The organism is Tardiphaga sp. 866_E4_N1_4, assembly GCF_052076075.1.
In the GTDB taxonomy this organism is placed as follows: Bacteria; Pseudomonadota; Alphaproteobacteria; order Rhizobiales; family Xanthobacteraceae; genus Tardiphaga; species Tardiphaga robiniae.
In genome coordinates this window covers 1,827,032-1,850,239 of the sequence record NZ_CP197242.1, presented here as the reverse complement: position 1 = coordinate 1,850,239, position 23,208 = coordinate 1,827,032, and the positions used below count along the sequence as shown (strand labels likewise).

Genomic DNA, 23,208 nt, shown 5'->3' with positions numbered 1-23,208 from the left:
AGCCGGCCAGCTTCAGACAACCCAGGGGCGGTATCGTGGTGTAAACCAGCGATAGGTGTTTCCATGGTGTCGACATATCTCGGCTACACGTCCGTCCAGCGCAATGTCAGGCAGTCCCTGACCATGATCTCCCAGCAGGCGGGCGTGACGCGCGAAGCCGCTTATTACCGGGATAATATCGGCAAGGTGAAGACCGTCGACGATCTGATGAAAGACTATCGTCTCTATCAGTATGCGACGAAGGCCTATGGGCTGGAAGATATGGCCTATGCCAAGGCCTTCATGCGCAAGGTGCTCGAGAGCAATCTGTCCGATGCCAACAGCTTCGCCAACCGGCTGAACGACAAGCGCTACCGCGAATTTGCCGCGGCGTTTTCCTTCAATGGCACCGGGACCTATGTTGCACAATCGGCCAGTCAGACCGACGAGATGGTCGGCCTGTATTCGGCCGCGGTGAAAAAACAGGTCGACGCGATCGACGACCAGACCGGCTATTACAACAGCAAGATCGGCAGCATTCGCAGCGCCGACGAATTGCTGAATGACGACCGCCTGCGCACTTATGTGTTTTCGGCCTTCGGGATCAGTGACTCGCAATGGTCGCGTGACACGATCCGGCAAGTCCTGAGCAGTGACGTGGCGGACCCGAACAGCTATGTGAACACTGTCTGGGTGCCGCAGGTCACTGTCCTCAATGACAAGGTCACCAAGGCCAATACCGAGATCGCCGACGCCAATCTGAAGATCGCCGACTACATGACGCAACTGGCGCAGCCCGGTGCCAATCTCAACGATCTCCGGTCAAAGATCGTGATGGAACAGCGCAGGGTTCTGAAAAATAGTGGCGATATCATCAGCGCCAATGACGGCCTCACCATGATCGGGCGTTATCTCGATATCGCGCGGGCCTTCGAGTTCTCGCCTGACGGGACGCTGCCGGCCGGTGTCGACGCGCAGACCACGGCCGATCGTGACAGTACGAACGCGTTTTTCGTCAACAGTCAGGGCGCAGCCTATCTTGCGGCGGATGATGAGAATTCGGCTCTGATGGCCAGGCTGTTCCGCGCGAATGTTGCGAATGTGCGGTCGGTCGACGTGTTCGTGAAAACGCCGAACTTGTATAACTATGCGCTGAAGGCAGTCGGGCTCGACCCCGACAAAGTCTCGCAAGCCACCATCAAGGCGGTTCTCAAGAGCGATCCGACCGATCCCAAGAGTTACGCCAATATGACCAAGGACGATCGCTATATCGCGCTCGCGCGCGCGTTCAATTTCGACAGCAAGGGCAATCTGACGACGTCGCTGGTGGCCCAGGACACCACCAATGTGAGGCAGATCGCGAAGGACTACATCATCGCGCAAACGCGATTTGCTGGTGAGACCGAACTGGCCGGGCTCCGCGCCAAGGCCGAGAAGGATGCGGTCTATTACCAGAACACGATCCCGGACATCGAGAGCGTGTCCGATCTGCTCGCCAATCGGAAGATGATCGATATCGTCCTGACCTCAAAAGGCCTGCAACCCGAGAAGGTCAGCACCGATTTTCTCAAGCAGATCTTCAATTCCGACCTGTCGGATCCACGCAGTTTCGCCAGCAAGCAAAGCGATCCCCGCTTTGCGGAAATCGCGGCGTCGTTCAATTTCGACAAGAACGGCAACATCGCACGCCTGGCTCCGGTCGGCCCGCAGACACGCGGTCAGCTCCTGAAGACGCAGAACAATTATCTGCAGCAGAACCTGGAAACCCAACAAGGCGAGGTCAATCCGGGTGTGCGTCTGGCGCTCTATTTCCAGCGCAAGGCGCCGAGCATCACGTCAGTCTACGACCTCCTGGCCGACAAGGCGCTGGGTGAAGTGTTCCGGACCACGTTCAACCTGCCGGACTCGGTGGGCGCCATGGATGTCGACCAGCAGGCCAAGGTGGTGGAGAAGTATCTCAAACTGAGCGATCTCAAGGATCCGGCCAAGCTGACAAAGCTGCTCGGCCGCTTCTCTGCGATGTATGACCTGAAGAACGGCACCACGGAGACGTCACCAGCGCTTTCTCTGCTGCAGGGCTCCGGCGTTGGGATCGGTGAATCCACGTTCCAGGCTATTGCTCGCCTGGGACGCTGAGCGGCCTGATCGCATCGACGCGCGCGGTGCCATCAGCCAGCGCTCCTCGCGCCATGCCGATGTCCACGATTGTTCGCTATGACGCGCGAATGGTCTGTGCGCTTTTGGTCGTCTTGCGGGCGATCGCCATGAAAGCGCGCGCGGCCGCTGTCTGGTAGCGATGGGCATCCCACAGCAAGGCTCCGGAACGGCGTATCCACGGAGGCCCGATCGGAATGATCGCGAGGTCCTTTCGGGCGTTCAGGCTTCGGTCGGCAAGAACCGTCGGCAGCCCTCCCGATTTCGCGAGTTCGATCAAGGCCTCGACCGAGTTCATCTCGACGCGCACGTCGAGCTGTATATCGGGCGGCAGTGACTGGTCGAGAATGCGGCGGGTCGCAAAGGCGGGGGTCAAAAGTGCCAACGGGCGGCGGGCGAGTTCAGGCAGCGTGATCGACTGTTGCCGTGATTGACTTTGTGACTTCGCAAGCACCAGGACGAGCCGTTCCTCGAACAACAGGTCGACGCCCAATTCCGCGTGCTGCGGCGGCGCGAAAGCAATCGCGAGATCGAGATCTCCGGACAGGATGCGTCGCTCGACATCGTTTGCGGAGCCGACCTCTACGCTGAGCCGAACCTCAGGATATTTCTCGCCGAAGCTGCCGATGATCTTCGGCAGGAATGTCGTGCTGTAGGTGTAGATGACGCCGACACGCAGCGTGCCGGCCATGCCGCCCTCCAGCTCGGCTATCGCCGTGCGCGCCGCTTCGGTCTGAACCATCAGACGTTGTGCATGCTCGCGCAGTGCATGCCCTGTCTCGGTCAGTTGCATGCCCTGGGGCGTCCGGTTGAACAGAACGGTGCCGAGATCCTGTTCGAGGGCACGTATCTGCTGCGACAGCGTTGGCTGGGCGACGCCGAGGGCTTCCGCAGCCTTCGCCATGCGCTTGTGGGTCGCGATTGCCAGAAAATAGCCGAGACGTCTGGGATCCATAGCCGATTACAATCTTCTATCGCATCTATAGTTTTGACTGTGTTGGCCTATCACGCGTCCCGTGCCAGTGTTTGTCAATATCGGACCTGGCCGGCACGCTTTTGTGCGGCCGTCGAAACATAAGAACCGACTGGGAGGCTCTTTCATGCTGTCACGACGCACCTTACTTGCCCGGGCGACCCACGCCGCGGTGGCGGCTTGCTGTATCGCCCTGGGCGCAAACCGTGCGACGGCGCAGGACTATCCAACCAAGCCGGTCCAGTTGATCGTTCCCTTCGCCGCCGGCGGTGCCGCCGACATCATCGGCCGCACGATTGCGGAAAAGTTGAGCCAGACCTGGGGCCAGCAAGTCGTCGTCGAAAACAGGGGCGGGGCCGGATCGAATATCGGCATCAATGCGGCCGCCAAGAGTGCCCCCGATGGCTACACGCTGGTGCTCGCGTCGATCGCCGTGGCCGTTAATCCGTGGCTTTTCAAGTCGATGCCTTACGATCCCGTGAAGGATCTGACACCGCTGACGCTGGCGCTCGAGACGCCGAACGTGGTGCTTGTGCCGCCCTCATCGCCGATCAAGAACATCAAGGATCTGATCGCCTTTGCGAAAGAAAAGGCGACATCGGGCGGCGCCACCTATGGCTCTGCCGGCGTGGGTTCTTCCCTGCATCTGGCGGCGGAAGTGTTCCGGCAGCAGGCCAAGGTCGAGATGACCCACGTTCCCTATCGCGGCTCGTCGCCGGCCCTGACGGATCTGATGGCCGGCCGGATCGACCTGATGTTCGACAACGCCTCGACGGCGCTTCCGCAGGTGCAGGGTGGCAGCCTTCGCGCCATTGCCGTCACCACCAAGGAGCGCATCGCCGCACTGCCTGACGTGCCGACGATCAGCGAATCCGGTCTGCCGGGCTTCGAACTTGCCAACTGGTGGGCCATTTTTGGTCCGGGCCAGATGCCGCCGGCGCTGGCGGAGCGCATCAGCGGCGATATCCGCAAGGTCCTGGCAGATCCCGACGTGCAGAAGCGTTTCGCCGATGTCAGCGGGCGCGTCATCGCGTCGTCGCCCCAGGAACTTGCTGCGCATCTGGCGCAGGAGAGCGCCAAATGGAAGCAGATCGTCGAGACCGCAGGCATTCGCGGCAGCCAGTGACGACAGACGTCCGACGCCCATAGGGCGAGCGACTACCAACGAATATCAAGCGATAGACGAGCGCTCGGGGTGAGAGCGCTCATGGAGAATGATGTGAAGAAGCTACTTTCAGGCCTGACGGCATCGGTCATGCTCGTCACCACTTCGGCTGCCATGGCACAGAGCAACGGGCCGCTGAAACTGGGGGCCGTCCTCGATATGTCCGGCCTGTTTGCCGACATTACCGGGCCAGGCAGCGAGACTGCAGCCAAGATGGCCGTTGAGGATTTCGGCGGCGAGGTTCTCGGGCGCAAGGTCCAGATCGTGGTCGCCGACCATCTCAACAAGTCCGATCTGGCCGCGAATTTCACCCGCGAGATGATCGACAACCAGAATGTCGAGGCGATCGTCGATGTGGCTGGCTCTGCCACGGCGCTGGCTGCGGCGGAAATGGCCAGAACGCGCGGCAAGATTATCATGTTCAATGGTCCCGGCGCGGTCAGGCTGACCAATGAGGCGTGCGGTCCCTACATCGTTCACTACACCTATGACACCTACGCACTGGCCAGCGTCACCGGCCTTGCCACGGTGAAGCGCGGCCTCAATAGCTGGTTCTTCCTCACGGCCGACTACGCATTCGGCCAGGAACTGGAGCGCGACACCTCGAACATCGTCACCAAGGCGGGCGGCAAGGTGGTCGGCAGCGTGAAGCACCCGATCAACACCTCGGATTTTTCGTCGTTCCTGCTCCAGGCGCAGAGCACCAAGGCAAGCGTGATCGGTCTGGCCAATGCAGGTGGCGACACCATCAACGCGATCAAGCAGGCCGCCGAGTTCGGCCTGACCCAGTCCGGACAGAAGCTGTCGCCCTTGCTGGCCTTCATTTCCGACATCGACAGCGTCGGACTTGAGACCGCGCAGGGCCTGTTGCTGGCGGAGGCGTTCTATTGGGATCTCAACGATGAAACGCGCGCATTCGCGAAGCGTTTCATGGAGCGGACCAAGCGCGCGCCGACGTCGGCGCAGGCGGGTGTCTATTCCTCCGTCACGACCTATCTGAACGCGGTGAAGAAGGCGGGCACCACCGATTCAGCGGCCGTGATGAAGGTCATGAAGGACACGCCGATCAACGACATGTTTGCGAAGAACGGCCGGATCCGCGAGGACGGCCGCATGGTGCACGACATGTACCTGTTCGAAGTGAAGAAGCCGTCGGAATCGAAGGCGCGCTGGGACGACTACAAGCTGCTGGCGACTGTCTCCGGCGACGACGCGTTCCAGCCGCTATCGGCTTCGCGCTGCCCGCTGATCAAGAAGTAGCGCGCACAGAAGACGGCAAAGCGACGGGTCGCCGGGAAGCTGACGGCGATCCGTTCAAGGCCCCATCCATGGACAACAGGAAGATGCCCCTCATGAGCTCCAGCGTGGCAGTCCGCGTCGACGAGGTCGAGACCATCCTGGTCGATGTGCCGACGATCCGCCCCCATCGATTGTCGATGCATACGATGAACAGCCAGACCCTGGTTCTGGTCCTCATCCGCTGCTCCGACGGAACGGTCGGAATCGGCGAGGGGACGACCATTGGCGGCCTTAGCTACGGCGAGGAGAGCCCCGAGGGCATCAAGCTGACGGTCGACACCTACATCGCTCCGGCCATCATCGGCATGGATGCGTCACGCGTTGCCGCGCTCATGGCCGACGTGAAGCGACGGGTCAAAGGCAACCGCTTCGCCAAATGCGCGGTGGAGACGGCGCTGCTGGACGCACTCGGCAAGCGCCTGGGCCTGCCAGTGTCGGAGCTGCTGGGCGGGCGCCAGCACGACACGTTGCCGGTGGCCTGGACACTGGCCAGCGGCGATACCAGCCGCGACATCGAGGAAGCCGAGCGGATGCTCGACGCGCGCCGCCACAATATCTTCAAGCTCAAGATCGGCCTCCGCTCGGTAGACGACGACGTAGCGCATGTGGCGGCCATCAAGCGCGCCCTCGGAGATCGCGCCAGCGTGCGGGTCGACGTCAACCAGGCCTGGAGCGAGCCCGAGGCACGGCGCGGCATTCCCGCCTTGGAGGCGGCCGGCGTGGATCTCATCGAGCAGCCTTTGTCGCGCGACAATCGCGGGGCGCAGGCCCGTATCAGCGGTCGCTATGCCGTACCCATCATGGCGGATGAGGCGCTGCATGGCACGACGGATGCCTTCGACATCGCGGCGCGCGGTGCCGCGGACGTGTTCGCCCTGAAGATCAATCAGGCTGGCGGCCTGTACGATGCCGTGAAGATGGCTGCGATCGGCGATGCCGCGGGTCTCGGCCTGTATGGCGGCACGATGCTGGAAGGCGGTGTCGGCACCGCGGCGTCGGCCCAGGTTTTTTCCGTGCTGCCGAAACTCGCATGGGGCACCGAACTGTTCGGCCCGCTGCTTCTGACCGAGGAAATTCTCGCGACGCCGCTGCGTTATGGCGACTTCGTGTTGCAGGTGCCGACGGCGCCCGGCATCGGCGTCGAACTGGATATGGACCGCGTCGCATTCTTCCGCCGCGATGGTTACGCGCCGCGCATTCAGCCGGCCGGCGCAACAACAGGAGTTTGATCGATGCTTTTTCAGGTGGAGATGGACGTTCAGATCCCGCCCGGTCTCGCCCCCGAGGTGGTTGAGCAACTGAAAAAGACCGAGCGTGAACGCGCGCAGGAGCTGCAAAAGACGGGCGAGTGGCGCCATCTCTGGCGGGTCGCCGGACGTTACGCCAATGTCAGTATTTTCGATGTGGCGAGCAATGAGGCGCTGCACGACATTCTGTCGACATTGCCGCTCTTCCCCTTCATGCGCGTCAGCGTGACACCCTTGTGCCGGCATCCGTCGTCCGTTCGCTCGGACGACAGCTAGGCGCGGATCCGACTCCGCCAACGACAAATCGCAACATTGCGGCGACGGACGGCTCACGCGGCAGCTTCATCAGCACAATCTCGCGAGCGCATCGAACAGCGCGAGGTTGAGGCGCTTTAGATCGTTGTTCACCGGCTCCGGTTGGGATGAGAATTTCGCGACGACCATTTCGGCGCGCGGATTCACGTAGAGATATTGCCCGTGAATGCCGAGCGCGAAGAACGCGCCGCTCGCATCGCCCGTCTGGTACCATTTGTTGCGATAGCGGCCTTCCGGCAGCCAGTCGACGAACTTGCCCGCGCGCCAGGCTTCGGCGGAGCCGTTCGTGATCGTATCCGACACCCAGTCCTGTGCGACGATCCGGCGGCCGTTGGCGATGCCGCCCAGTCGCATCATCTCGCCGATGCGCGCGAGGTCGCGCGGGGTCATGCAGAAGCCACCGCCGGTCCGGGCGCTGCCGATCGCATCGACCGTAATATAGGCATCCTGCCCCGCGCCGAGCGGCTCCCACAAACGCGCAGCGGCAAAGTCGGCGAAACGCTGGCCCGAGGTGCGTTCGATCACCAGACCCAGCACGTCCGAATTCGGCGAGCAGTAGTGAAAGGGACCTCCGTGATCGCCGGTGCCCTTTTGCAGCGTAGCGAGGAAGGCGATCAGTGAGTCCGGAGTATCTCCCGGCACCGACGGCTCGAGCAGGCCGGCGCGGCGGTACCGCGCGAAATCGCCGCGGGGATCCTGATAGGTTTCCTCGAAATCCAGGCTCACCCGCATGTCAAGGACATCGCGTATCTGCGCATCTGCAAAAGCGGAGGATTTGAGTTCGGGAACGTAGTGCGCGACGGTCTCGTCGAAATCGATCAGGCCGTCGCTGTATAAAATTCCCGCGACGATTGATGTCACCGACTTGCTCGCGGAGAACAGAATGTGCCGCGATTGCGCCGTGAAATTCGGCGCATGGTAATCTGCAACGACACGGCCGGATTTCATCACGATGAGGGCATCGGTCGAAGTGCTGCGCAGAACGTCTTCGATCGTCGCGGTTTCTCCATCGGTGGAAAAAGCCTGCTTGATGAGATCTCCGGCGTCGACGGACGGATCCTCGATCAGTCCCGGCGTCGCTGCGATGCGTGCCGTCGGAATGAGTTCGGACACGTGACGGAATGCCCAGACATTCCAGGGCGCCTGCCGCCAGTTATCGAGACGAACGTCGCTTCGCGCAAAGCCATAGTCGGCTTCGAACGCCGAGGGCTGTCCTTTGCCCGTCATGACGCAATCTTCTCGCATTCGGTCGGCTGAACGGCGCCGCCGAGCCAGCAGCCGTTGAGATCGCCGTCATCGAAGCTGAAGCGCACCTTGATGGCGGAGGGGCGATTCATGGCGCGTCCCTGGCGAATGGTGATCTGGCGTTCCGACGCGTCCACGATCCGGTTCGCGAGGAGACCGAATGACAAAGCGGAGGCTGCGATGCCCGTCGCGGCGTCTTCCGGATATCCCGACGAGCTCGGGAATTGGCGGGCGTCGACGATCTGGTTGTCCTGATCGGACACGGCATAGGGATAGAGACCAGTGGAGTCGATGCCATTGCACAGGCGCTCCATCCGCGAGAAGTCAGGCTTCAGGCCATCGAGGATGGATACACTCTTCAAAGGAATGAGGGTCTTGATCCGGCTGGTGCGTGCATTCTGGATCGGGAACGGCGCGAGGCAGTCGGCACCGATCCCGAGGACGTCGAGAATGTCATCGACGCTTCGGGGCGTATCGGGAAGCGGCTCGATGACACCCGCAGGCTGTGAGACCTCGACCGAAATATTCTGTTCGTCTGATTGGCCGATCCGCGCATGGACGCGGCCGCTCTTTGTCAGGATCGTAATCCGATCGCGCTGCAGCCGGCCGAGCCGTTGAAGCAGCCATGTCGCGCCGACGGTGGCGTGGCCGCACATGGACATCTCATGATTGGGCACCCAGAAGCGAAATTCGAAATCGCAGTCGGAGCCTGGCGGAGGCGGCAATACAAATCCGCTCTCGTGACCGTAGGTACGCGCGACCTGCTGCATCTCTGCATCACTCATCCCTGCAGCATCGACGACGATAGGTGCGGGATTGCCGCCCTGCGGGCCTGCCGCAAAGACACTGACAAATCGAACCTGCGGTTCGGGAGATGTCGTCATCATGTTTGCACCCTCTAGCAGCCTCGCGCGTTCGCACTGCACGTCAGCCAGCGCTGCACGGAATTCACCGGTGCCAAGCTACGGGGGATATTCCTGCGGCGCGCGTTCCAGCGGGCCCTAGATTTTGATCGGCCGGGCCATGCGCTTGCGGATTTCGCTTGGCGATTGGCCGTCTGCCCGGCGCATCGCATGGGCCAGCGCCGCACCGCTGTCGAAGCCGACGCGGAGCGCGATCTCGCCGATCGGGAGATCGGTTGCCTTCAACAGCTCGCTTGCATTGTCGAGGCGGACACGTTGCTGGAATTCGCCGATCGACGCGCCGGTCCCCGCGCGGAACAGTCGGGTGATGTGACGCCGCGAAACGCCGAACCGTTCTTCCAGGGCGTCGAGCGGAACATCCCGGTCGGCATGAAGGGTGAGATAGTCCCTCAGCTCCGCGACCAATGTCATGCCGTGTTCGCGATGTGAGGCACTGGATACGGCATCGCCGGTCAAAGCCTCGGCGATGCACTGAACGAGCAGGGCGGAGGACAGTTCGTGTCGGACATGGGCATTGCCATAGGCATGCCTGCCATCCCCGACCAGCAGCGCCTGCAGGGCGCGCAGTCTGTCTGACCGGCGAAACAGCCGGGTCGTTGATGTCCTGCGGCGGAATTCGCTCAGCGAGCCGTTCTCTCTTTCGAGGCGCTTCAGGACCGAGCCGGTTGCGTAGATCGCGACATGGCTATGCGCGCCGATACCCGCGCGCGTCTCATGCGCCTGGTTCGGCGGAACGATCGCGAACCGGTCCTGCGACAGCCAGCTACCTTCGCGCCCGGCTTCGTGCTTGAGCTCGATCGTTCCGCGGCTCGGCAGGATGAACATCAGGCAGTCATGCCAGTGCCACGGCATGGCGTAATCGCCGCGGCCGGCGACAGCCGCATGCTCGTCGTCCGCGGCGATCAGGAGATCTGCGTTTGCCGGATGACGTAGCCGTTCGAATGAACTCAGCATGTTCGGGCCCACATGTGTTGTCGACGAACCTAGCAGGGTGCGCCAATGCCCGCCAATCGACGCCCGGCTTACTCCGCCGCGATGGCCGCGGGCTTCGGGCGCTTCTTCACGCGCTTGATGGTGCCCGAGAAGGTCAGCAGCGAACGCTCACCGGCTTTCAGGATTCCGCGCAGGAAGATCAATGAGCCGCCGATCCGGGTCATTTCGCCGTGGCATTCGACCAGCTCGCCTTCGCGGGCCGCATCGAGGAATTCGCAGCCGAACGAGACGGTGATGCCGGGGCCCTGCAGCTCGCGGGAGGCCAGCGCGAACAGGCAATAATCGGCGAAGGTCATGAAGCAGCCGCCATGGACGTTTTTCATGCCGTTGAGGTGCTTTTTCTCGACCCGGAAGGCGCAGCGGACGGAGCCGTCGGCCTCGACCTTGTGCCAGAACGGGCCGGAGACCGATTCGAAAGAATCCCGCTTCCAGGTGGTCCAGCCCGCAAATTCCCCCTCCGTCGCGGTATAGGCGTCGGCATGGAACGGGATGGTGGCATCGGCGGGCACATTCACGGTCTGAACTCCTTGGATTGGCTGCGAAAAGTGTTAAATCCGATCCATCCGGCGGGCGCAATCCGGCGCCGGCGCAGGGCCTTATGCAGGCTGTTTTTCGAGCAGTTCGGGCGTTGCCCGGGCAAAGCTTGGGACATGCGGGGAACGGGCCGGAATAGGCCTTTTCCGCATGCTCCGATCTCCCTATGAAGAAGCCTTACAGAGCCAAGAGACCCCATGACCGAGCCAAAGATCACTCCCGAACTCGTCGCTTCCCACGGCCTCAAGCCCGACGAGTATGAGCGCATTCTCAAGCTGATCGGGCGGGAGCCGACTTTCACCGAGCTCGGCATCTTCTCGGCGATGTGGAACGAGCATTGCTCGTACAAATCCTCGCGTATCCATTTGAAGGGGCTGCCGACCAAGGCGCCGTGGGTGCTGCAGGGGCCGGGCGAGAATGCCGGCGTGATCGATATCGGTGACAATCAGGCCATCGTGTTCAAGATGGAGAGCCACAACCACCCGAGCTATATCGAGCCCTATCAGGGCGCGACCACAGGTGTCGGCGGCATCCTGCGCGACGTCTTCACCATGGGCGCGCGTCCGATCGCCTGTTTGAACGCGCTGTCGTTCGGTGCGCCGGAACATCCGAAGACCCGCCATCTCGTGTCGGGCGTCGTCGCCGGTGTCGGCGGCTACGGCAATTCGTTCGGCGTGCCCACCGTCGGTGGGCAGACGCGTTTCCACACCCGCTATGACGGCAACAACCTCGTCAACGCGATGGCCGTCGGTCTCGCCGATGCCGACAAGATCTTCCTCGCTGCGGCATCCGGCGTGAACATGCCGATCGTCTATCTCGGCTCCAAAACGGGCCGCGACGGCATTCACGGCGCGTCGATGGCCTCTGCCGAGTTCGACGAGGATTCCGAGGAGAAGCGCCCGACTGTGCAGGTCGGCGATCCCTTCGCCGAGAAGCTGCTGCTGGAAGCCTGTCTCGAAATCATGGCCGCCGATTGCGTCATCGCGATCCAGGACATGGGCGCTGCAGGTCTGACGTGCTCTGCCGTCGAGATGGGCGCCAAGGGCGACCTCGGCGTTGAGCTCAATCTCGACGCGGTGCCGACGCGCGAAGAGGGTATGACCGCTTACGAGATGATGCTCTCGGAGAGCCAGGAGCGCATGCTCATGGTGCTGAAGCCCGAGAAGGAAAAGCAGGCCGAGGATATCTTCCGGAAGTGGGGACTCGACTTCGCCATCGTCGGCTACACCACGCCAACGCTGCGCTTCGTCGTGAAGCATGGCGGCAAGGTGATGGCTGATCTGCCGATCAAGGAACTCGGCGACGAAGCGCCGCTCTACGATCGTCCGCATGTGCCGTCGCCGGCACTGCCGGTGGTCCATGCGCGCGACATCGCCGCGCCGTCGTCGATCCCGGATGCACTGGAGAAGCTGATCGGTACGCCCGAACTATGCTCGAAGCGCTGGGTGTGGGAGCAGTATGACCACGTCATTCTCGGCAACACCGTGCAGCGCCCCGGTGGCGACGCCGCGGTGGTGCGCATCGAGGACGGCCCCAAGGGTCTGGCGATGTCCGTCGATGTCACGCCGCGCTATTGCGAGGCCGATCCGGTCGAGGGCGGCAAGCAGGCCGTCGCCGAAGCCTGGCGCAACATCACGGCTGTGGGCGGCAAGCCGCTGGCAGTCACCGACAACCTCAACTTCGGCAATCCGGAGCGGCCGGAAATCATGGGCCAGCTCGTCGGCTGCCTGAAGGGCATCGCCGAAGCCTGCATCACGCTGGATTTCCCGATCGTCTCCGGCAATGTCTCGCTTTACAACGAGACCAACGGCCGCGGCATCCTGCCGACCCCGTCGATCGGCGGCGTCGGCGTGCTCGACGATTTCACCAAGTCCGCGACGCTGGCGTTCAAGGCGCCGGGCGAAGCGATCCTGCTGATCGGCGAAACCAAGGGCTGGCTCGGCCAGTCGGTCTATCTGCGCGACATCTGCGGCAAGGAAGAGGGCGCTCCGCCGCCGGTCGATCTTGCCACCGAAAAGCGCAACGGCGACGTGGTCCGCGGCATGATTCATGCGGGCACCGCCACCGCCGTGCATGACATCGCCGATGGCGGTCTCTTGGTGGCACTCACCGAAATGGCGATGGCTTCCGGTATCGGCGCCAAGCTCGATGCCGCGCCGTCATCGACGGTGCCGCATGCCTGGTGGTTCGGTGAGGATCAGGCGCGCTACATCGTGACTGTCGCGGAAGATCAGTTGCTGACCGTGCTGTCGAAACTGAAGAATGTCGGCGTGCCCTGCGTACAGATCGGCAAGACCGGCGGCCATGCGGTGGCCATTGCCGGTGAACGCGCCGTCGATATCAAGGCGCTTGTGCATGCGCATGAAAGCTGGCTGCCGAACTATATGAGCGGCAAGGCGTCGTAACAGGCGCGCTGATCTTTTCCCTCCCCCTTGCGGGGAGGGTGGCCGGCCGAAGGCCGGACGGGTGGGGGTGCCACAAGCGACGGCGTTTGCGGAGACCCCACCCCGGCCTATCGGCCGACCCTCCCCACTGCGCTTCGCTTGGGGGAGGGAGGCCATGAGCGTTCGTGCAATCGTCTCAGTAGCTCAGCGTCCGGTCGACCAAATTCATCAGTGGTGTGCCGCTTTCCGCGCGCGCGATATTGTCGGCGATGTTTTCGGCGGCCGAGGCAACACGTGTTGCCGCTGCGATGTGGGGCGAGATCGTCACCCCCGGATGCGACCAGAACCGATGGCCTGATGGTACGGGCTCGGTGCGGAAGACATCCAGCGTGGCCTGGGCCACCTGTCCGCTGTCGAGCGCTGCGATGAGGGCGTCATCGTCGATCAGCGTGCCGCGTCCGGCATTCAGGATGAAACTTCCCTTGGGCAGAAGCGCGAGCCGTTCGGCATTCAGGAGGTCGATGGTCTCCGGCGTCTGGGGCAGAAGCCCCACGAGGATTTCCGCCGCGGCCAGCGCTTGCGGCAGCTTCTCCATCCCTGCGAGGCAGCGGACACCCGGCACCTCGCGCAGGCTCCGACTCCAGCCGGTGACGCGAAAGCCGAGTTGCACAAGTGCTGTTGCTGCAGCCGATCCCAATTCGCCGAGACCCAGCACTGTCACCGATCGGTCCGTGGCAAGCGGCGGAACATGCTGCGACCATGTCAGAGGTTTTTCACAGACGTAGCGGTCCATCCCGAGATGCAAGCGCAGGGTATGACCGACGACCCATTCGACCATGCCCTGCCGTAGGCCGTCATCGACCATGCGGCACAGCGGCTGCGTCAGCGTCGCGTTGCCGACGATCTTCTCGACACCGGCCCAAAGGCTCAATACGGCGCGCGCATTGCTGAAAGGGGCGAAATCACTGATGGGACCACCGGTCGCGTGGATGATGTAGTCCACGTCATGATGCGCAATGTCACCCAGGAGACTGGCCCGCGCGTCGATGCTCCGGCGCCGGAGGGCATCCATAATGGGTTCGCGATAGTCCTCGAACAGCGCCGGCGTGACGTTGAAAAGAAGATTGATCGCCTTGTCGCCGTTGCGCGCGCGCATGCTGGTCTCCTGCAGATCACTGTCAATGTCGGTTGTCGGAAAAGGGCGGCGTGAAATGGATTACAATATCCGTTTTACGCCCGGGATAGCGCGGAGCGCCCTTGTCGCTGCCCAGCTCGCCGCCAGCGTGCCCGCGAAGGCGATCAGTGCTTTCGATCCGGCGCCGAGGGGCGCGTTCAGCAGCGCATATTGCAGCCACAGCATCGGGATGTAGTGCAGCACGAAGATGCCATAGGCATCGCCGCGCAGCGGATCGAAGATGCTCTTCTCGCGTTGGCCGAAGCGCAGGAACAGCGCCAGCACCGCGAGGCAGATCAGCGTGCAGGCGACCGCGTAGATCACGCCATAGCTCGACTGCCACCAGAACGGCGGCGCGCCGGTGAGATTGGCGAGCTTCATGCGGCGGAAATTGACGAGAAAAGCGAGCGAGCCAAAGGAGGCGGCAGCGGCAATGGTCCACCACAGCCATTGCCGCGCCAGTGCGCCGGTGCGGGCCAGCAGGCCCTGATCGATATTGGCGGCGCCGATGCCTATGCCGGCGAAGAAGAACACGCCATAGATCGCCATGCGGCTGAACTGGACCTGGAGCGGCCCCCAGCTGAACCAGCGGACAGCGCCGACCGTAAACAGGAAGGGCACATAGGAGATCACGGCGATGACGGCGAGCACGGCGGCGAACAACCACGGTCGTTCGAAGGCACGGATCGACAGTCGGTTGATGCCGTCCACCAGTCGCGGTGCGAACAGGAACACCGGGATCGCGACGAGATCGAGAAACAACAGATACCAGATGAACCAGCCGGGGCCGGCGAACCATTGGCCTTGTTTGAAATTGTTGACGTAGAATTCGAAAAAGCCGGTCTTGTGCGTCGACAGGCTGAACGACGCATAATAGGCGATCGGCATCAGCACGAAGATCATGGCCAGGAAGGGCAGTCCGAGGCGCAGCGCGCGGTCGCGCAGGAAGTCGGCGATGCCCTTGCGCTTCAGGCTCGGCCACACGAACAGGCCCGACAGCATGAACATCAGACACATGAAGAAGGTGTCGTTGAACAGCGTCAGGATATTGAAGCCGATCCAGCGCTGGCTGTCGACGATCGGCGCCGTCGACCACAAATAGTGGTTCGGGTAATAGCGGCCGAAGGCGGTGTAAGCGACCGCGGCGTGGTTCGCCAGCACGAGCAGCGTGACAAAGGTGCGGGCGCGATCGAGCGCAGCGTTACGGTCCGACATGTGAACGGCGAGCCCCCTCGCTTCCGCGCGCAACAGGCGTCGCCGGGCGCATCAGTGATGCGCGCCGTCATGATAAATGTCGAAAGCCGCTTCGGCAATCAGCCGAGGATCACGCAGGTACTTCCTCGATTTTCACCTTGTCTGGATAAAATGCGAGATAATCCTTGATCTCGGCCATCGCCGGAAACGGCGTCTCATAGGTCCAGATCGCGTTGTCGAGAACCTTCTCGCCGGTCTTGATGCTGTAATAATTCGCGTCGCCCTTGTACGGGCAATGCGTCACACGGTCGGTGCGCGCTACCGCGTCCATATTGGCGTCCGCGCGGGGGATATACAGCACTGCGGGGTAGCTGGCCTCCTTGAGGCTCAGGGCATTGGTCGTGTCGGCGATCACGACGCCCCCGGCAGAAACACGGATGTGTTTGCCGGCGGGCGCAATGGTGATCGGGTGGTCCGGGCCGGGAAGCTTCATGGTTAAACCCTTGTGACGGTCATATTTCACTTCTTCAGATGTGCGATCCCTCCGGCCTTTAAAAGGGGCATGCGAGGGATTATCGTTAGAAAGCCGTGACGTCATGCGGCAGCCGCGATAGGCTCGCAATCCGAGGCGGCACCGACTGGCCGCGATTCGAACCTTTCTGGAGACCCGATTAATGCCGATGGACGCCCGCGATATCGAGACCATGATCAAGGCCGCGATTCCCGACGCGCAGGTGACGATCCGTGATCTGGCCGGTGACGGCGACCATTACGCGGCAACCGTGATTTCGGAATCCTTCCGCGGCAAATCCCGCGTCGCCCAGCACCAGATTGTCTATCAGTCGCTGAAAGGCCAGATGGGCGGTGTCCTGCACGCGCTGGCGCTGCAGACGGGTGTGCCGGAGGCGTAGTTTTCCCTCGCCCCGCTCTTGCGGGGAGAGGGTGGCTTCGCGCAGCGAAGACGGGTGAGGGGCGATGCGAGGTCGTGTTCGTAGCACTCAGATCTCGCGAAAACTTCGCGCTAACCAGACCGATGCCGAGACCAAGCTCTGGCATCGCATACGCAACCGGCAAGTCGGCGGTTTTAAATTTGCCCGGCTGGAAGCGATAGGCCCCTATATCTGCGACTTCGTTTGTCGGGAACAGCGCCTCGTGATCGAGGTCGACGGCGGCCAACACCTAGAATCCAAACGAGATGAAATTCGCGACACGTATCTGCGGGCGGAAGGCTATGGCGTGGTGCGTTTCTGGAATAACGACGTCTTGTCCAATATCGACGGCGTGCTGATGCTGCTCGACCAGGCGTTACGTGCAGATGGCCAAACAGCGGATTAGAGCCGACCCGACCCGAGAACATGCCTTCGTTGGAATTGTGTGCCCGGCCCCTCACCCGGATCGCAAGGGCGATCCGACCTCTCCCCGTAAAGGACGGGGAGAGGTTAAGAAGGCTACTCCACCGCCATCAGCGCGTGCACCGAGAAATGCTTGTCCGCATCTGTCCATGACGCCTTCGGCTCCCAGCCCGAACCGCGGGCCAGCGTCGCAAAACGCTCGATGCTGTATTTGTAGCTGCTCTCGGTGTGGATGCTCTCGCCGGCACGGAACGCGAAGCTGCGACCGAGCACATGCACGGTCTGCGGCTTCCTGGCGATCAGGTGCATCTCGATGCGGTGGCGTTCCTTGTTGTAGATCGCGCGATGCGTGAAGGCGGAGAGATCGAAATCGCCGCCGAGTTCGCGGTTGATACGCACCAGCACATTCATGTTGAACTTGCCGGTGACCCCTGCCGCGTCGTTATAGGCCGCGTGCAGCAGCTTCTCGTCTTTCTCCAGATCGATGCCGATCAGCATCAAGGCGTCCTTGCCGAGAATGGCGCGGGCCGAGCGCAGAAAGGCGCAGGCCTCGTGCGGCTCGAAATTGCCGAGGGTCGAGCCCGGGAAGAAGCCGACCTTCGGCATCATCCGGATATCTGCCGGAAGGTCGAACGGTGCGGTGAAATCGGCATTCACCGGCAGCACCTTCAGGCCCGGGAAATCCTTGCGCAGCTCGGCTGCCTGCGCCTGCAGGAAGTCGCCTGAGATATCGACCGGCGCATAGGCGCCGACGTCGCATTCATCCAGCAGCAGCCGCACCTTGGTGGTGGCGCCGGCGCCGAATTCGATCAAGGCGGCATTCTTCGGAATGATCGCGTTGATGTCCTTGCCACGCGAGCGGAGGATGCCGAGCTCGGTGCGGGTCGGGTAATATTCCGGCAATTTGGTGATCTGTTCGAACAGCTCCGAGCCGGCTTCGTCATAGAAGTATTTCGGCGACAGCTTTTTCGGGTGCTGCGACAGGGCTTCGGCGACATCCGCGGCAAATGCGGAGGCCGAGGCATTCAGCAGCGACAGTGCCAACGGGGCATGAACGTTCATGTCAGTCTCCTCAACGCTTTCGAAGCGCCGTGATGTCAGGAAGTCAGTTGCCGTAATCGGCCAGCCGCAGGCCCGTGAATTGCCAGCGATGGTGGGGATAGAAGAAATTGCGGTAGGTGACGCGGCTGTGATCGTCCGGGGTCGCCAGCGATGAGCCCCGCAGCACCAGCTGATTGATCATGAACTTGCCGTTGTATTCACCGAGCGCGCCTTCGATGGCGCGGTAGCCCGGATAGGCAGCGTAAGCGGAGCGCGTCCATTGCCAGACGATGCCGAAGGCGTCGTTGAGCTGACCGGCCCGCGCTGCGACTTCCCATTCCATTTCGGTGGGCAGATGCTTGCCGCTCCAGCGCGCAAAGGCGTCACATTCGTAATAGCTGACGTGGCACACCGGCGCGTCGAGATCTATCGGCTGCAAGCCGGCGAGGGTCATGATCTGCCACTCGCCGTTGACCTTGCGCCAGTGACCGGGCGCCTGCCATTCCTCGCGGGCCACAGTGGCGAAGCCATCCATCAGCCACAGCGTCGCTTCGTCGTAACCGCCGGCCTCCATGAAGGCGAGCCATTCGCGGTTGGTGACGAGATTGCGTGCGAGCTTCACGGGGCCGACAAGCGCGCGATGCGCAGGCTTCTCGTTGTCGAAGTGGAAGCTCTCGCTCTGATGACCGATAGTGTGGATGCCTTCGGTGAGCGTGGTCCACGCATCGCCCGATCTGGTCGAGGCCGGGAAGCGCCAATCAGAGTCATAGGCCGGCGGGATCGGGTTCTGCGCGAAGGCATGCAGGATGTCGGTGAGCATCAGCTCTTGATGCTGCTGCTCGTGATTGAAGCCGACTTCGAGGAGGGGGATCAGCGAAGTCAGTTTCTCGTCTGACGTCTCGTTGAAGAATTTGATGACGGCCGCATCGACATGTTTGCGATAGGTGGTGACTTCGTCGGCGCCGGGGCGGGTGAGGTGACCGCGCTGGGCGCGGGCGTGGCGCGGGCCGGCGGAGACGTAATAGGAATTGAACAGATAGGCGTAATCGGGGTGGTAGACCGTGTAGCCGGGGGCGTGATCGCCGAGCAGGAATTGCTCCCAGAACCAGGTCACATGGGCGCGGTGCCACTTCGCCGGGCTGGCGTCGGGCATCGACTGCACCAACTGGTCTTCCGGGGACAGCGGCGCGGCGCGGCGTTCGGTTTCGTTGCGGACCGTCAGGAAGGCGTCACCCAGTCTTTGGGCTAGTGCGCCTGCGGGGGCGGATTCGGAGGCGGGGGACGCGGTGCCTGAACTCATGCCTGAACTCTTGGCGAAAGCTGGATTCGTCACGAAAGTCTCCGATTTTGGAGAGAACGTTGCTCTTGGTGATGGGTTCCCGAGCAGCCTGTCCTAAATAGGTCATCCGATGGGTTATAAAAGGCCTGTCGTCATATGATCTTTGGCCGGACCGGACTTGGCAAAAACTGCGGAAAAGTGACCGTGGCGGGCCGGCAATAAGCCCCAATGCCTGTGATTTCAGGCTCTTGATCACGTCCATAAGACTTGGGGTGCGGAACGGATTCGGCTACATATATGACAAGTCTGACCGGGCGAGCGCCCGATGGCTGGGCCGCCAACTCCAGACCTTGAATCTGGACCTTGAACAGGGACGTGACATGAGCATTGAGCAATTCATCGAGAACGAAGTGAAGACCAACGACGTGGTGCTGTTCATGAAGGGCACGCCGCAATTTCCGCAGTGCGGTTTCTCGGGCCAGGTGGTCCAGATCCTCGATCACGTGGGTGTCGGCTACAAGGGCCTCAACGTTCTCGAATCCGCTGATCTGCGCGACGGCATCAAGACGTATTCGAACTGGCCGACCATTCCGCAGCTCTATGTGAAGGGCGAATTCGTCGGCGGCTGCGACATCATCCGCGAGATGTTCCAGGCTGGCGAGTTGCAGAGCCTGCTGGCCGAAAAGGGCGTGATCGCCGCCCCGGCTTCGGCCTGATTTCAAGTCGACAAATAGGCGCGGCGACGCTCGACGTCGTCGTGGCCGACATCACGACTCTCCGCGTTGACGCGATCGTCAACGCGGCCAATTCGTCGCTTCTCGGAGGCGGCGGTGTGGACGGCGCCATCCATCGGGCTGCCGGCCCCGACTTGCTCGCTGAATGCCGCACCCTCAGGGGTTGCGAGACCGGCGACGCCAAAATCACCAAAGGTTATAAATTACCGGCCACGCATGTGATCCACGCGGTCGGTCCCGTCTGGCATGGTGGCCGGAGCGGCGAGGATGAGGCGCTGGCGTCCTGCTACCGGCGGGCGCTGATGTTGTGTCAGGCGCATGGCCTGGCCTCCGTTGCGTTTCCGGCCATCTCCACCGGTGTCTATGGCTTTCCGGCCGCGCGTGCGGCTCCCATCGCCGTGGGCTCGGTCATCCAGATGCTGAAAGACGCACCGGTGGTCACGGCCGTCACCTTCTGCTGCTTTTCGGAGCCATCTGCGGACCTGCATCGCCTCGCGCTCGCACGCGCACTTCCCCTTGTCTGAGAGCGCCCCGCCGTTACACTCCTTTGATCAGGTAAAAGGAGCGGCGATGACTATGCGGCACAGACTACGCGCGCTGCTCTGCGGAGCGCTGTTGCTCGCCGGATCGCCCGTCCTCGCCCAGGATCGCTTTGCTGCCGAAGGCACCTTCGACATTCCCGCCGGCGCAAAATTCTCGCAGGAGAAGCTGGCCAAGATCGGCGAATTCTTCCGCAAGCAGATCGCCGACGGCAAGATCCCTGGTGCCATCGTCCTGATCCAGCAGCATGGCAAGCCGGTCTACAAGGAATTCTTCGGCGTCCGCGATCCCGACACCAAGCAGCCGATGACGGATGATACGATCTTCCGGCTGCATTCCATGTCGAAGCCGATCACGTCCTTCGCAGCGATGATGCTGATCGATCAGGGCAAGCTGAAGCTCGACGATCCCGTCTCGCACTACATTCCGTCTTTCGCCAAGGCCAAGGTCGGCGTCGAGAAGAAGCTGGAGAATGGCGAGAAGGTGCTGGACATCGTCGCGCCCGATCGCCCGGTGACGATCCGCGACCTGCTGCTGCACACGTCCGGCATCACCTACGGTTTCTATGGCGAGAGCCTGGTGCGCCGCGCCTATGGCAATGCCGATATCTACAGCGGCGATTTCGACAACAAGGAATTCGCCGACCGCATCGCGCAACTGCCGCTCGAGCACCAGCCGGGCACCATGTGGGACTACGGCCACTCCACCGACATTCTCGGCCGCGTGGTCGAAGTCGTCACCGGCAAGTCGCTGCTCGGTTACGAGGAGCAGGCTTTTCTCGGACCGCTGGGCATGAAGGACACCGGCTTCTTCGTGAAGGAGAAGTCGAAGGAGGTCATGCTCGCCAAGCCGATGGCCTGGGATCGCGATTTCCGCACCGGACGACAGGGCCGTCCCGACACCTATCAGAAATGGGAATCCGGCAGCGGCGGCATGGTGTCGACGCTGGCGGATTACACCAAGTTCGCGCAGATGCTGCTGAACGGCGGCGAATATGATGGCAAGCGCTTCATGAGCGCGGCCACGTTCAAGGATATGACCACCGATCATATCGGCAAGGATTCCGGGGTCGGTCGTGACTATCTGTATTTCCCCGGGGACGGTTTCGGTTTCGGTTACGGCTTTGCCGTGCGCACCGATCCCGGCAATGCCAAGCCGCCGCCGCCGGGATCGCTCGGCGAACTGAAATGGGACGGCGCCAGCGGTTGCTATTTCATCATCGATCCCAAACAGGATTTCTTCTTCATCCTGCTCGAGCAGACGCCGTCGGAACGACAGCGCATTCAAAGGTCTTTGAAGCTGTTGGTCTATGAAGCGCTGGAGAAATAGGCGCGCCGTACTCCTGCTGCTGACGCTCTGCTGCGTCGGCACCGTTATCGTGCCTTCGCCGCCGGCCCGGGCCGAAAAGCCGCAATCCGTTGCGCGCGAACTCTCCGCCGAAAAACTGCTGGCGCTCGATCGCTACTTTCTCGACATGGTCGCGGAGCGAAAGATTCCGGGCGCGGTGGTGCTGGTGCAACAGCACGGCAAGCCGGTTTATTTCGATACGTTCGGCAATCTCGACAGCGGGCATCCGATGACCAGGGATGCGATCTTCCGGCTATATTCGATGTCGAAACCGATCACCTCGGTGGCCGCGATGATGCTGGTCGAGGATGGCAAGCTGCGCCTCGACGATCCCGTTGCGAAATATATTCCGACCTTCGCGAAGGCGAAGGTGGGCGTTGACGTCAAAGGCGGCGACGAACACGCCACATTCGGCCTCGTGCCGCTGCAGCGGCCGATCACCATCGCCGATTTGCTCACGCACACATCGGGCATCACCTACGGTTTCTATGGCGACGATCCCGCGCGGAAACGTTATGCGCAGCTCGATATCTTCGGCCGCGACTGGGACAACGCCTCCTGGGCCGACCGCATCGCACAGCTTCCGCTCGCCGAGCAGCCCGGCACGCTGTGGGACTATGGCCATTCCACCGACATTCTCGGCCGCGTCATCGAAGTCGTATCCGGCCAGTCGCTCTATCATTTCCTGGAGGAACGGCTGTTCGGTCCATTGGGGATGCGGGACACCTCGTTCTACATCACCGATGGCGAACGGCGCTCGCGTGTCGCCGAGCCGTTCCCGGGAGACCGCATGGTCGGGCCGGTGGTCGGTATGCACGATCCCGCCGAGGTCATGCAATGGGAGGCGGGGGGCTCCGGCCTGGTCGGCACAGCGGCGGATTACGCGCGCTTCCTGCAGATGCTGCTCAACGGCGGCACGCTGGACGGCAAGCGCTATCTCAAACCGGAAACAGTGGCAGAGATGACGCGCGATCACGTCGGTCCGCAGAGCGGCGTGAAGCGCGATTACTATTATTTCCCGGGCGCTGGCAGCGGCTTCGGCCTCGGCTTCGCGGTGCGGACGAAAGAGCTCGCGAGCGAGCCCGGCCCGGTCGGCGAATATCGCTGGGACGGTGTTGGCGGCACGTTCTTCTGGGTCGATCCGAAGAACGACATGTTCGTGCTGGTGATGGCGCAATCGCCGTCGCAGCGGGTGCGGATGGAGGTGGACGTGCGGAAGATCATCGCCGAGGCGCTGGAGTAACGAGCACTGTAGCTCCCTCGCCCCGCTTGCGGGGAGAGGGTGGCGCGGACGTAGTCCGCGACGGGTGAGGGGGAGCCAGTGTTTTACTCGCTG

The 23,208-nt window shown here is 62.3% G+C and carries 22 protein-coding genes; 12 read left to right on the top strand and 10 right to left on the bottom strand.

The genetic code is table 11. The features are described 5' to 3' along the window. Positions 1-63 precede the first annotated feature (63 nt). The gene (locus AB8B20_RS09325; protein WP_439072353.1) at positions 64-2,115 is read left to right on the top strand and encodes a DUF1217 domain-containing protein; all 2,052 of its coding nucleotides are present in this window, start codon (positions 64-66) and stop codon (positions 2,113-2,115) included. Positions 2,116-2,191: 76 nt separating this feature from the next. Here the strand turns inward: AB8B20_RS09325 and AB8B20_RS09320 are convergent, their stop codons facing one another. Further along, positions 2,192-3,088 (bottom strand): LysR substrate-binding domain-containing protein, encoded by an 897-nt coding sequence (locus AB8B20_RS09320; RefSeq protein WP_439072352.1) that lies wholly within the window; start codon positions 3,086-3,088, stop codon positions 2,192-2,194. A gap of 145 nt (positions 3,089-3,233) precedes the next feature. Between AB8B20_RS09320 and AB8B20_RS09315 the strand changes: the two genes are divergently transcribed. From AB8B20_RS09315 to catC, 4 genes are all read left to right on the top strand, one after another. Then, entirely contained in the window at positions 3,234-4,232 is a 999-nt protein-coding gene (locus AB8B20_RS09315; protein ID WP_184518396.1) for a Bug family tripartite tricarboxylate transporter substrate binding protein, read from the top strand. A 93-nt stretch (positions 4,233-4,325) separates the two neighbouring features. Further along, on the top strand, positions 4,326-5,531 hold the full coding sequence (locus AB8B20_RS09310; protein ID WP_439072351.1) for an ABC transporter substrate-binding protein: 1,206 nt from the start codon (positions 4,326-4,328) through the stop codon (positions 5,529-5,531). A 92-nt stretch (positions 5,532-5,623) separates the two neighbouring features. Then, positions 5,624-6,799 carry a muconate/chloromuconate family cycloisomerase gene (locus AB8B20_RS09305; protein WP_439072350.1) on the top strand — a complete coding sequence of 392 codons (1,176 nt, stop codon included), beginning with the start codon at positions 5,624-5,626 and terminating at the stop codon, positions 6,797-6,799. A gap of 3 nt (positions 6,800-6,802) precedes the next feature. Then, complete coding sequence (gene catC / locus AB8B20_RS09300; protein WP_093756482.1) at positions 6,803-7,093, top strand: muconolactone Delta-isomerase; 291 nt, start codon at positions 6,803-6,805, stop codon at positions 7,091-7,093. A gap of 69 nt (positions 7,094-7,162) precedes the next feature. Here catC and AB8B20_RS09295 read toward each other — a convergent pair whose 3' ends face one another. The 4 genes from AB8B20_RS09295 to AB8B20_RS09280 form a co-directional block, all read right to left on the bottom strand. Then, positions 7,163-8,359 carry a serine hydrolase domain-containing protein gene (locus AB8B20_RS09295; RefSeq protein WP_439072349.1) on the bottom strand — a complete coding sequence of 399 codons (1,197 nt, stop codon included), beginning with the start codon at positions 8,357-8,359 and terminating at the stop codon, positions 7,163-7,165. After that, positions 8,356-9,264, bottom strand: a complete 909-nt coding sequence (locus AB8B20_RS09290; protein ID WP_439072348.1) for a PhzF family phenazine biosynthesis protein — start codon at positions 9,262-9,264, stop codon at positions 8,356-8,358. Before AB8B20_RS09290 ends, AB8B20_RS09295 begins: the two co-directional genes overlap by 4 nt. A 114-nt stretch (positions 9,265-9,378) precedes the next feature. Beyond that, on the bottom strand, positions 9,379-10,254 hold the full coding sequence (locus AB8B20_RS09285) for a helix-turn-helix domain-containing protein (protein WP_439072347.1): 876 nt from the start codon (positions 10,252-10,254) through the stop codon (positions 9,379-9,381). Positions 10,255-10,322: 68 nt separating this feature from the next. Beyond that, positions 10,323-10,802 (bottom strand): PaaI family thioesterase, encoded by a 480-nt coding sequence (locus AB8B20_RS09280; RefSeq protein ID WP_371419948.1) that lies wholly within the window; start codon positions 10,800-10,802, stop codon positions 10,323-10,325. Between the two features lie 222 nt (positions 10,803-11,024). On the opposite strand from AB8B20_RS09280, the gene purL reads away from it, so the two are divergent. Continuing rightward, entirely contained in the window at positions 11,025-13,232 is a 2,208-nt protein-coding gene (gene purL, locus AB8B20_RS09275) for a phosphoribosylformylglycinamidine synthase subunit PurL (protein ID WP_439064376.1), read from the top strand. 175 nt (positions 13,233-13,407) lie between these two features. On the opposite strand, the gene AB8B20_RS09270 is transcribed toward purL, so the two are convergent. The 3 genes from AB8B20_RS09270 to AB8B20_RS09260 form a co-directional block, all read right to left on the bottom strand. Then, complete coding sequence (locus AB8B20_RS09270; RefSeq protein WP_439072346.1) at positions 13,408-14,367, bottom strand: 2-hydroxyacid dehydrogenase; 960 nt, start codon at positions 14,365-14,367, stop codon at positions 13,408-13,410. 60 nt (positions 14,368-14,427) lie between these two features. Beyond that, positions 14,428-15,600, bottom strand: a complete 1,173-nt coding sequence (locus AB8B20_RS09265; RefSeq protein ID WP_439072345.1) for an acyltransferase family protein — start codon at positions 15,598-15,600, stop codon at positions 14,428-14,430. A 109-nt stretch (positions 15,601-15,709) separates the two neighbouring features. After that, positions 15,710-16,072 (bottom strand): DUF427 domain-containing protein, encoded by a 363-nt coding sequence (locus AB8B20_RS09260; RefSeq protein WP_093756475.1) that lies wholly within the window; start codon positions 16,070-16,072, stop codon positions 15,710-15,712. Between the two features lie 181 nt (positions 16,073-16,253). Here AB8B20_RS09260 and AB8B20_RS09255 point away from each other — a divergent pair, with 181 nt between their 5' ends. After that, positions 16,254-16,490, top strand: coding sequence for a BolA family protein (locus AB8B20_RS09255; protein ID WP_068735968.1), 237 nt, complete (start codon positions 16,254-16,256; stop codon positions 16,488-16,490). 64 nt (positions 16,491-16,554) lie between these two features. Next, positions 16,555-16,914: an endonuclease domain-containing protein gene (locus AB8B20_RS09250; protein WP_439072344.1), complete on the top strand. Its 360-nt coding sequence runs from the start codon at positions 16,555-16,557 to the stop codon at positions 16,912-16,914. 113 nt (positions 16,915-17,027) lie between these two features. Here the strand turns inward: AB8B20_RS09250 and egtD are convergent, their stop codons facing one another. Continuing rightward, positions 17,028-17,993: an L-histidine N(alpha)-methyltransferase gene (gene egtD, locus AB8B20_RS09245; RefSeq protein WP_089265017.1), complete on the bottom strand. Its 966-nt coding sequence runs from the start codon at positions 17,991-17,993 to the stop codon at positions 17,028-17,030. 43 nt (positions 17,994-18,036) lie between these two features. Continuing rightward, positions 18,037-19,272: an ergothioneine biosynthesis protein EgtB gene (egtB, locus tag AB8B20_RS09240; RefSeq protein ID WP_439073053.1), complete on the bottom strand. Its 1,236-nt coding sequence runs from the start codon at positions 19,270-19,272 to the stop codon at positions 18,037-18,039. Between the two features lie 359 nt (positions 19,273-19,631). Between egtB and grxD the strand changes: the two genes are divergently transcribed. Genes grxD through AB8B20_RS09220 form a run of 4 tightly spaced genes read left to right on the top strand, consistent with a single transcriptional unit; the run spans position 19,632 to position 23,115 of the window. After that, positions 19,632-19,967 carry a Grx4 family monothiol glutaredoxin gene (gene grxD, locus AB8B20_RS09235; protein WP_068736311.1) on the top strand — a complete coding sequence of 112 codons (336 nt, stop codon included), beginning with the start codon at positions 19,632-19,634 and terminating at the stop codon, positions 19,965-19,967. Beyond that, positions 19,967-20,509, top strand: coding sequence for an O-acetyl-ADP-ribose deacetylase (locus tag AB8B20_RS09230; RefSeq protein WP_439073052.1), 543 nt, complete (start codon positions 19,967-19,969; stop codon positions 20,507-20,509). The genes grxD and AB8B20_RS09230 overlap by 1 nt, the downstream gene beginning before the upstream one ends. Before the next feature lie 46 nt (positions 20,510-20,555). Continuing rightward, on the top strand, positions 20,556-21,854 hold the full coding sequence (locus tag AB8B20_RS09225; protein ID WP_439072343.1) for a serine hydrolase domain-containing protein: 1,299 nt from the start codon (positions 20,556-20,558) through the stop codon (positions 21,852-21,854). After that, positions 21,835-23,115 (top strand): serine hydrolase domain-containing protein, encoded by a 1,281-nt coding sequence (locus tag AB8B20_RS09220; protein ID WP_439072342.1) that lies wholly within the window; start codon positions 21,835-21,837, stop codon positions 23,113-23,115. The genes AB8B20_RS09225 and AB8B20_RS09220 overlap by 20 nt, the downstream gene beginning before the upstream one ends. Positions 23,116-23,208: the final 93 nt, after the last annotated feature.

Excerpts from the sequence above, each read along its gene's own strand:
- AB8B20_RS09325 (WP_439072353.1), top strand. The coding sequence starts at position 64 with ATGGTGTCGACATATCTCGGCTACACGTCCGTCCAGCGCAATGTCAGG.
- AB8B20_RS09220 (WP_439072342.1), top strand. The coding sequence starts at position 21,835 with ATGAAGCGCTGGAGAAATAGGCGCGCCGTACTCCTGCTGCTGACGCTC.
- egtD (WP_089265017.1), bottom strand. The coding sequence starts at position 17,993 with ATGAACGTTCATGCCCCGTTGGCACTGTCGCTGCTGAATGCCTCGGCC.
- AB8B20_RS09285 (WP_439072347.1), bottom strand. The coding sequence starts at position 10,254 with ATGCTGAGTTCATTCGAACGGCTACGTCATCCGGCAAACGCAGATCTC.
- AB8B20_RS09250 (WP_439072344.1), top strand. The coding sequence starts at position 16,555 with ATGCGAGGTCGTGTTCGTAGCACTCAGATCTCGCGAAAACTTCGCGCT.
- AB8B20_RS09225 (WP_439072343.1), top strand. The coding sequence starts at position 20,556 with ATGACTATGCGGCACAGACTACGCGCGCTGCTCTGCGGAGCGCTGTTG.
- AB8B20_RS09255 (WP_068735968.1), top strand. The coding sequence starts at position 16,254 with ATGCCGATGGACGCCCGCGATATCGAGACCATGATCAAGGCCGCGATT.
- grxD (WP_068736311.1), top strand. The coding sequence starts at position 19,632 with ATGAGCATTGAGCAATTCATCGAGAACGAAGTGAAGACCAACGACGTG.
- AB8B20_RS09320 (WP_439072352.1), bottom strand. The coding sequence starts at position 3,088 with ATGGATCCCAGACGTCTCGGCTATTTTCTGGCAATCGCGACCCACAAG.
- AB8B20_RS09270 (WP_439072346.1), bottom strand. The coding sequence starts at position 14,367 with ATGCGCGCGCGCAACGGCGACAAGGCGATCAATCTTCTTTTCAACGTC.
- catC (WP_093756482.1), top strand. The coding sequence starts at position 6,803 with ATGCTTTTTCAGGTGGAGATGGACGTTCAGATCCCGCCCGGTCTCGCC.
- AB8B20_RS09290 (WP_439072348.1), bottom strand. The coding sequence starts at position 9,264 with ATGATGACGACATCTCCCGAACCGCAGGTTCGATTTGTCAGTGTCTTT.
- AB8B20_RS09295 (WP_439072349.1), bottom strand. The coding sequence starts at position 8,359 with ATGACGGGCAAAGGACAGCCCTCGGCGTTCGAAGCCGACTATGGCTTT.
- egtB (WP_439073053.1), bottom strand. The coding sequence starts at position 19,272 with ATGAGTTCAGGCACCGCGTCCCCCGCCTCCGAATCCGCCCCCGCAGGC.
- AB8B20_RS09265 (WP_439072345.1), bottom strand. The coding sequence starts at position 15,600 with ATGTCGGACCGTAACGCTGCGCTCGATCGCGCCCGCACCTTTGTCACG.
- purL (WP_439064376.1), top strand. The coding sequence starts at position 11,025 with ATGACCGAGCCAAAGATCACTCCCGAACTCGTCGCTTCCCACGGCCTC.
- AB8B20_RS09305 (WP_439072350.1), top strand. The coding sequence starts at position 5,624 with ATGAGCTCCAGCGTGGCAGTCCGCGTCGACGAGGTCGAGACCATCCTG.
- AB8B20_RS09260 (WP_093756475.1), bottom strand. The coding sequence starts at position 16,072 with ATGAAGCTTCCCGGCCCGGACCACCCGATCACCATTGCGCCCGCCGGC.
- AB8B20_RS09315 (WP_184518396.1), top strand. The coding sequence starts at position 3,234 with ATGCTGTCACGACGCACCTTACTTGCCCGGGCGACCCACGCCGCGGTG.